The sequence below is a fragment of the Inhella sp. genome (assembly GCF_027532025.1).
Classification (GTDB): domain Bacteria; phylum Pseudomonadota; class Gammaproteobacteria; order Burkholderiales; family Burkholderiaceae_C; genus Inhella.
In genome coordinates this window covers 22855-29243 of record NZ_JAPZSY010000070.1, presented here as the reverse complement: position 1 = coordinate 29243, position 6389 = coordinate 22855, and the positions used below count along the sequence as shown (strand labels likewise).

The window sequence follows — 6389 nt, the reverse complement described above, 5'->3', positions numbered from 1 at the left end:
CCTTTTGCGGGTTGGGGCTGCCGTCGGGGTGCACGTTCAGCAGGCCGTCGTTGAACCCGTACTGAAACTGCGTTTGGCGCGGGTGGCGGATGAAGGAGTTCAGGTTGAGCACCACCGTGTCGAGCCGCCCGCCCGCCAACGCCGACTGCAAGAAGCGTCGGTTTTCGTACGGGTAACCGCCAGACACGGCGTGGTTGAAGAAGGGCCGCCCGAGGAGTTGCGTTGTTTCTTCGTAGTCGAACGCGTCTCGCGCCCAACTGGCGCCAAAGACCGCCACCTGCGGTTGCAGGCGGTCGTGAATCATGGGCTTGTAGGTGCGTTCCCAGCCGACGTTGTTTTGCAGCAGGCGCTGGTTTTCCGGGGCGGCGATTAGGAAGAAGGCGCTGGCGTTGATGCCGATGGCCAGCGCCCAGCACGCGGCGGTCATGCCGAGGATCCAGCGCAGGTGTTGACGGGGCGCTTGCATCAGAACTGGAAGTACAGGAAGGGGCTGAGGTTGCTGATGGCGAACCAGCCCACGGTCAGGGTGAGCGCGGTCACCGCCGCCCAGCCGCGGGTGAGGCGGTAGCCAAACCCCTCGGCGGCCTGAGCCATGGCCGGCGCAAAGGCCTTGTTGGGCAGGTAGATGTGATGCCGCGCGAACAACTGCACCGTGTTCGGCAAGGCCCAAGCGATGAGGAAGTACAACCCCACGAATGTGACGATGCCGCGCGACGTGGGCGTGAACGACTCGGGCGCGCCCAGACCGAACATCGCCGCCACCATGCGGTTGGCTTCGTCCAAGCTGCCGGCGCGGAAGTAGACCCAAGCCACGCACACGGCGGCGTAGGTCAAGAGCACACCCGCGGCGTGGCGCCACCACGACAGCGGCGCGTCAAGATGGCCCACCCAGCGTCGCCAACTGTGGTTCAGCACCAAGAACAACCCGTGCAGGCCGCCCCAGACGATGAACTGCACGCCTGCGCCATGCCACAGGCCCCCCAACAGCATGGTGACCATCAAGGCCAGCATGGTGCGAGAGAAACCATGGCGGTTGCCGCCCAGGCGGATGTAGAGGTAGTCGCGCAGGAAAGTGGACAGCGAGATGTGCCAGCGCCGCCAGAACTCGATGATGTTGTGGGCTTTGTAGGGGCTGAAGAAGTTCAGCGGCATGCGAAACCCCCACAGGAAGGCCAAGCCGGCCGCCATGTCGGAGTAACCGCTGAAGTCGAAATAGATTTGAAAGCTGTAGCCGATGGCGGCCATCCAGGCGTCCAGCGTTCCGGGGGGCGTGGTTTGGGCCGTGGTGAAGATGGCGTCCGTGTAGCGGCCGATGTTGTCGGCCAGGACCGTCTTCTTGAACAGACCCATCGAAAACAGCGCCAGCCCCAGGCCCACATCCTGCGCCCGCAAGCGCCAGTCCACCTTGGCGTGCACCTGCGGCAGGAAATGGCTTTGCTGCACGATGGGGCCGGCGATGAGCTGCGGGAAGAAGGTGATGAACAAGGTGTAGTCCAGCACGCTGGGGCGCTCCACATGGCCCTCGGCCACGTCCACGAGATACCCGATCTGCTGGAAGGTGAAGAAGGAAATGCCGATGGGCAGCACGATGTGCTGCAGGGGCAGGCCGACGTCGAAGGCGCCGTTGAGGCCTCCGATGAACAAGTCCAAGTACTTGTAGTAGCCGATGAAGGCGAGGTTGGCGCCCACGCCCAGGGTCAGCAGCAGGCGGCGTCGCCCTTCGGGTTGCGGGCCAGCGAGGCCGGCGGACAGCACGTAGTTGAAGGCCAGCGACAGACCCAGCAGCACCAGGTAGGCGGGGATGGTCCAGCCGTAGAACAGCAGCGAGGCCAGCACCAGCGTGAGCTTGGCGTGGCGAGGCGCCCAGCGCGTGACACCGGCGTAAACCGCCAGCAACACCAGCATGAACACCAAAAAGGCGTGCGACGAAAAGACCATGAGATGGGTGCGGGCGCAGGCGGCGGCGCGCTAGACGTTCATTCGCGCCAGTGCTCGGCCACCCAGGGCACGGGCTTCATGCCGCTGAAGGCCTTGTTTCGCCTGCCAGCGATGGCGTCGGGTGGGTTCACCTCACCATGGAAGATGACGATGCGGCAGCCCTCGGGAATGCGCGCCTCTTGCCAGAAGGTGAGCGGCCAGCGTGGCAGGCACTGGTACTTGAAGCTGGCGCACCAGGCCTTGGGCCAGTACACCAGCTTCCCCTGCTCGTGCAGGTAGTGGCTCAAATATTCCTGCTCGTTGCGGTGCTTGGCGCGGATGTCGCTCTGGTGGGCGATGAAGTGCTCCAGAAGGTCCACGTGCGCACCCAAGGTGAAGCGGTACACCGACGAGTTGCCCGTCACGCGCCAGGGTCGCTTCCAGTCCTTGATGATGGGGAACTCGCCCGGGAACTCGAAGAAGGGCGTGATGTCGTCGACGATGACAACGTCCAGGTCCAGGAACAAGGCTTGACCCTTGAGCCCATACAGGTCGGCCTGGTAGCTGTTGAGCTTGCGCCAGCCGCCGTCCAACCGGCTCGCTTGCAGGGCCAATTCCGGCAGCGGGAAGCACTCGACTTCGGGGCGCACGCCGATGGTGTTGTCCGTGAAGCAGACGAAGCGATAGGCGCCACGCAGGTGGCGGCTCACCATGGCGTAGAGCCGGTTGACGTACTCGGGGCCGTACTTCGTGCCCCACTTCATGCAGATGACGAAACGATCGCCGGTGCTTGGGGTCATCAGAGTTCCTCCACGGGTCGGGGCGGGAAGCTGTCCCAACTCAGGCAGCCCGGGCATTGCCAGAAGTAGTGCGCTGCCTCGAAGCCGCAGGCGGCGCAGCGATGGCGCAGCAGGGGTTTGGCCGCCGCGTCGATGGCGCGCATCACGCCAGGGGCCACGGGCTCGTCCTGCAAGGCCAGCAGGTGCCGAGCCGCGTTCAGCGACGGTTGCCCTTGCAGGTGGGTTGCGAGGCGCTCGGCCGCCCGTTCGGGCGACAAGCGGTTGAGCGCCAGCAGCAGGGCCAGGGCAGGCTCTTGCTCGTGGTGTTGCGCCAAGGCTTCGGCGGCTGGCGCGACGCGGTCAGCCTTCAGGGCGGCTTCGGCGTAGGCCCCCGCCACCAGCACGAAGGCTTGCGGATTGGCGGCGCGCAGGCCGTCGAAGGCCTGCAGGGCCGCCACAGCGTCGCCCGACTGCAGGGCCCACTGGCCCTGCAACACCCGGGCCCGAGCGTGGCTGGGGGCCAAGGATTGGGCTTGGATCAACAGGGCCTGGGCCTCGTTGGCCTGGCCCTGCGCGTGCGCGCTCAACGCCTGTTCGCAGAGGTACTGAGCGCGGCGCATGGCGAAGCTCCCGGCGCCCCTGGCCTCCAAGGACGCAGCCACCTCACCGGCACGCGCCCAGTCGCGGCTGCGCTCATACAAGCTCAGCAGGGCCATTTCGGCGTCCAGGGCATGAGCCGTGCCGGCCAAAGCCCGGTACGCGGCCTCGGCTCGGTCGAACAGACCCGCTTTGAAAAAATCTTGCGCCAGCGCATGCTGCGCTCGGTCCCGCTCGGAGGCGGGTAGATCGCCGCGGGCCAGCAGGTGCTCGTGCACGCGCACGGCGCGCTCGGTTTCACCGCGGCGGCGGAACAGATTGCCCAGGGCGAAGTGCAACTCGGCGGTGTCGGGGTCGTGCTGCACGGCTTCGATGAAGGCGTCGATGGCCTTGTCGTGTTGCTCGTTCAGCAGCAGGTTCAAACCTTTGAAGTAGCTCTGCGGCGCGTCGCGCGGGTCCCGCTTGGCTTGTCGCAGGTCCAAGCGCGATGCCCACCACCCCAGCGCAAACGCGATGGGAATGACCAGCAGCAGCCAGCGAAGGTCAAAGGCCATCGCGGATCACCGGGGGTGGCGCATCCGGCGGCGAGCTGGGCTCACCGGCCGAGACCGAAGGGTTGGCTGGCGCTTGAGCCCGAGCGTGAGCCCGCCGCTGCCGCCACCACGCCGGCACCATGGCCACGATGCCAAAGGCCGCGCCCAAGCCAAATGCCACCAGGGCCACGATGACCAAGGGGCCTCGCCATTGGTGGCCGAAGAACCAGTGCACCGTCACGTCGTGCAAGTTGTTCAGCGCGAAGGCAAACAGCGTGAAGAAGAGGAAAGCTCGGACGAGCCAGGTCAACAGGCGCATGGCCGCATTGTGGGTGCGTGCCGCCTCAGTCGGCCTTCTTGGCGGGGAGGTCGAGGTGCTCCACGGCCTCGCGCAGCGCCTTGCCGGGCTTGAAGTGCGGCACGCGCTTTTCAGGGATGGGCACTTGCTCGCCGGTGCGGGGGTTGCGACCCATGCGCGGCGGGCGGCGGCTGACGCTGAAGCTGCCAAAGCCCCGGATCTCGATGCGCTGGCCTCGGGCCAGGGCATCGCTCATCGCATCCAGCAGGGTCTTCACGGCGAACTCGATGTCGCGCTGCGGGATCTGCGGAAAGCGCTCGGTGAGCAGGGTGACGAGGTCGGAGCGAGTCATGGCGGTCGTCGGACGAAAAAGGCCCGCTGCCGGGAGGTCAGCGGGCCGTGCAGGATAGCGCCCCCACGGCACAGGCCGCGGGGGTGGGGCGCGCTTAGTTGCCGCCCTTGTCCAGCTTGGCACGCAGCAGGGCGCCCAAGCTGGTGGTGCCGGCGCTTTCGCGCTCGGACGTGGCCGACAGGGCCTTCATCGCTTCTTGAGAGTCGGCGTCGTCCTTGGCCTTGATCGACAGCTTGATCGAGCGCGACTTGCGGTCGACGTTGATCACCAGCACGGTGACTTCGTCGCCTTCCTTCAGCACGTTGCGGGCGTCTTCGACACGGTCGCGGCTGATTTCGCTGGCGGGCAGGTAGCCCACGATGTCGTCGGCCAACTCGATTTCGGCGCCGCGCGGGTCCACGGTCTTGACCTTGCCGGTCACGGTGGCGCCACGGTCGTTCACCGCGGTGAAGTTGGTGAACGGGTCGCTGTCCATCTGCTTGATGCCCAGCGAGATGCGCTCGCGCTCGACGTCCACCGCCAGCACGATCGCTTCGACTTCTTGGCCCTTCTTGAAGTTGCGCACGGCGGCTTCGCCGGTTTCGTTCCAAGACAGGTCGCTCAGGTGCACCAAGCCGTCGATGCCAGCAGCCAGGCCGATGAAGATGCCGAAGTCGGTGATCGACTTGATCGGACCCTTGACCTTGTCGCCGCGCTTGAAGTTCTCGGCGAACTCTTCCCACGGGTTGGCGCGGCACTGCTTCATGCCCAGGCTGATGCGGCGCTTGTCTTCGTCGATTTCCAGGACCATGACTTCGACTTCCTGGCCCAGGGTGACGACCTTGGAGGGCGCGACGTTCTTGTTGGTCCAGTCCATTTCGGAGACGTGCACCAGGCCTTCGATGCCGGGTTCGATCTCGACGAACGCACCGTAATCGGCGATGTTCGTGACCTTGCCGAACAGGCGGGTGCTGTTCGGGTAGCGGCGGGCCACGCCCATCCAGGGGTCGTCGCCCAGTTGCTTGAGGCCCAGCGAGACGCGGTTCTTCTCGGCGTCGAACTTCAGGACCTTGGCGGTCAGCTCTTGACCCACCGTCACCACTTCGCTCGGGTGACGGACACGGCGCCACGCCATGTCGGTGATGTGCAGCAGGCCGTCGATACCGCCCAGGTCCACGAAGGCACCGTACTCGGTGATGTTCTTGACCACGCCGTTGACGATGGCGCCTTCGGACAGGGTTTCGAGCAGCTTGGCGCGCTCTTCGCCCATCGAGGCTTCGACCACGGCACGGCGCGACAGCACGACGTTGTTGCGCTTGCGGTCGAGCTTGATGACCTTGAATTCCATGGTCTTGCCCTCGAACGGGGACAAGTCCTTGACCGGACGGGTGTCGATCAGCGAGCCCGGCAGGAAGGCGCGGATGCCGTTGACCATGACCGTGAGGCCGCCCTTGACCTTGCCGCTGACCGTGCCGGTGACGAACTCGCCCGACTCCAGCGCGGTTTCCAGGCTCAGCCACGAGGCCAAACGCTTGGCTTTGTCGCGGCTCAGGATGGTGTCGCCGTAGCCGTTCTCCACGGCGTCCACGGCCACGGACACGAAGTCGCCGACGGCCACTTCGAGTTCGCCTTGGTCGTTCTTGAACTCTTCAAGCGGCACGTAGGCTTCGCTCTTGAGGCCGGCATTGACCACCACGAAGTTGTGTTCGACGCGGACGACTTCGGCCGAGACGACTTCGCCCGAGCGCATGTTGGCGCGCTGGAGCGATTCTTCGAACAACGCGGCAAAGGATTCGGCCGCGGCGGCGGTTGGGGTTTGGTTCATGGATTGGCTTTCAAGTCCGATCGGCTGGCCCTGAGGCTGCCACCGGGGTGGTTGCACAGGCGGGAGGCGCCTGCGGGTTGTTCAAACCCGCCGGGTTGCGGCAGGCTGC

The 6389-nt window shown here is 65.7% G+C and carries 7 protein-coding genes; all 7 read right to left on the bottom strand.

All coding sequences use genetic code 11. The features are described 5' to 3' along the window. Window positions 1-466, bottom strand: a 466-nt coding sequence (locus O9335_RS10345; protein WP_298387539.1) for a hypothetical protein, incomplete at its 3' end; no start/stop codon positions are given. After that, complete coding sequence (locus O9335_RS10340) at window positions 466-1938, bottom strand: MBOAT family protein (protein WP_298387536.1); 1473 nt, start codon at window positions 1936-1938, stop codon at window positions 466-468. The genes O9335_RS10340 and O9335_RS10345, both read right to left, overlap by 1 nt. 38 nt (window positions 1939-1976) lie before the next feature. Beyond that, on the bottom strand, window positions 1977-2717 hold the full coding sequence (locus O9335_RS10335; protein ID WP_298387533.1) for a glycosyltransferase: 741 nt from the start codon (window positions 2715-2717) through the stop codon (window positions 1977-1979). Then, window positions 2717-3847, bottom strand: a complete 1131-nt coding sequence (locus tag O9335_RS10330; RefSeq protein WP_298387531.1) for a lipopolysaccharide assembly protein LapB — start codon at window positions 3845-3847, stop codon at window positions 2717-2719. The genes O9335_RS10335 and O9335_RS10330 overlap by 1 nt, the downstream gene beginning before the upstream one ends. After that, complete coding sequence (locus tag O9335_RS10325) at window positions 3837-4145, bottom strand: LapA family protein (RefSeq protein ID WP_298387528.1); 309 nt, start codon at window positions 4143-4145, stop codon at window positions 3837-3839. Before O9335_RS10325 ends, O9335_RS10330 begins: the two co-directional genes overlap by 11 nt. Window positions 4146-4170: 25 nt before the next feature. Then, window positions 4171-4476: an integration host factor subunit beta gene (locus O9335_RS10320; RefSeq protein WP_298387526.1), complete on the bottom strand. Its 306-nt coding sequence runs from the start codon at window positions 4474-4476 to the stop codon at window positions 4171-4173. A gap of 94 nt (window positions 4477-4570) precedes the next feature. Beyond that, window positions 4571-6280, bottom strand: coding sequence for a 30S ribosomal protein S1 (gene rpsA, locus O9335_RS10315; RefSeq protein ID WP_298387522.1), 1710 nt, complete (start codon window positions 6278-6280; stop codon window positions 4571-4573). Window positions 6281-6389: the final 109 nt, after the last annotated feature.

Excerpts from the sequence above, each read along its gene's own strand:
- O9335_RS10340 (WP_298387536.1), bottom strand. The coding sequence starts at position 1,938 with ATGGTCTTTTCGTCGCACGCCTTTTTGGTGTTCATGCTGGTGTTGCTG.
- O9335_RS10335 (WP_298387533.1), bottom strand. The coding sequence starts at position 2,717 with ATGACCCCAAGCACCGGCGATCGTTTCGTCATCTGCATGAAGTGGGGC.
- O9335_RS10330 (WP_298387531.1), bottom strand. The coding sequence starts at position 3,847 with ATGGCCTTTGACCTTCGCTGGCTGCTGCTGGTCATTCCCATCGCGTTT.
- O9335_RS10325 (WP_298387528.1), bottom strand. The coding sequence starts at position 4,145 with ATGCGCCTGTTGACCTGGCTCGTCCGAGCTTTCCTCTTCTTCACGCTG.
- O9335_RS10320 (WP_298387526.1), bottom strand. The coding sequence starts at position 4,476 with ATGACTCGCTCCGACCTCGTCACCCTGCTCACCGAGCGCTTTCCGCAG.
- rpsA (WP_298387522.1), bottom strand. The coding sequence starts at position 6,280 with ATGAACCAAACCCCAACCGCCGCCGCGGCCGAATCCTTTGCCGCGTTG.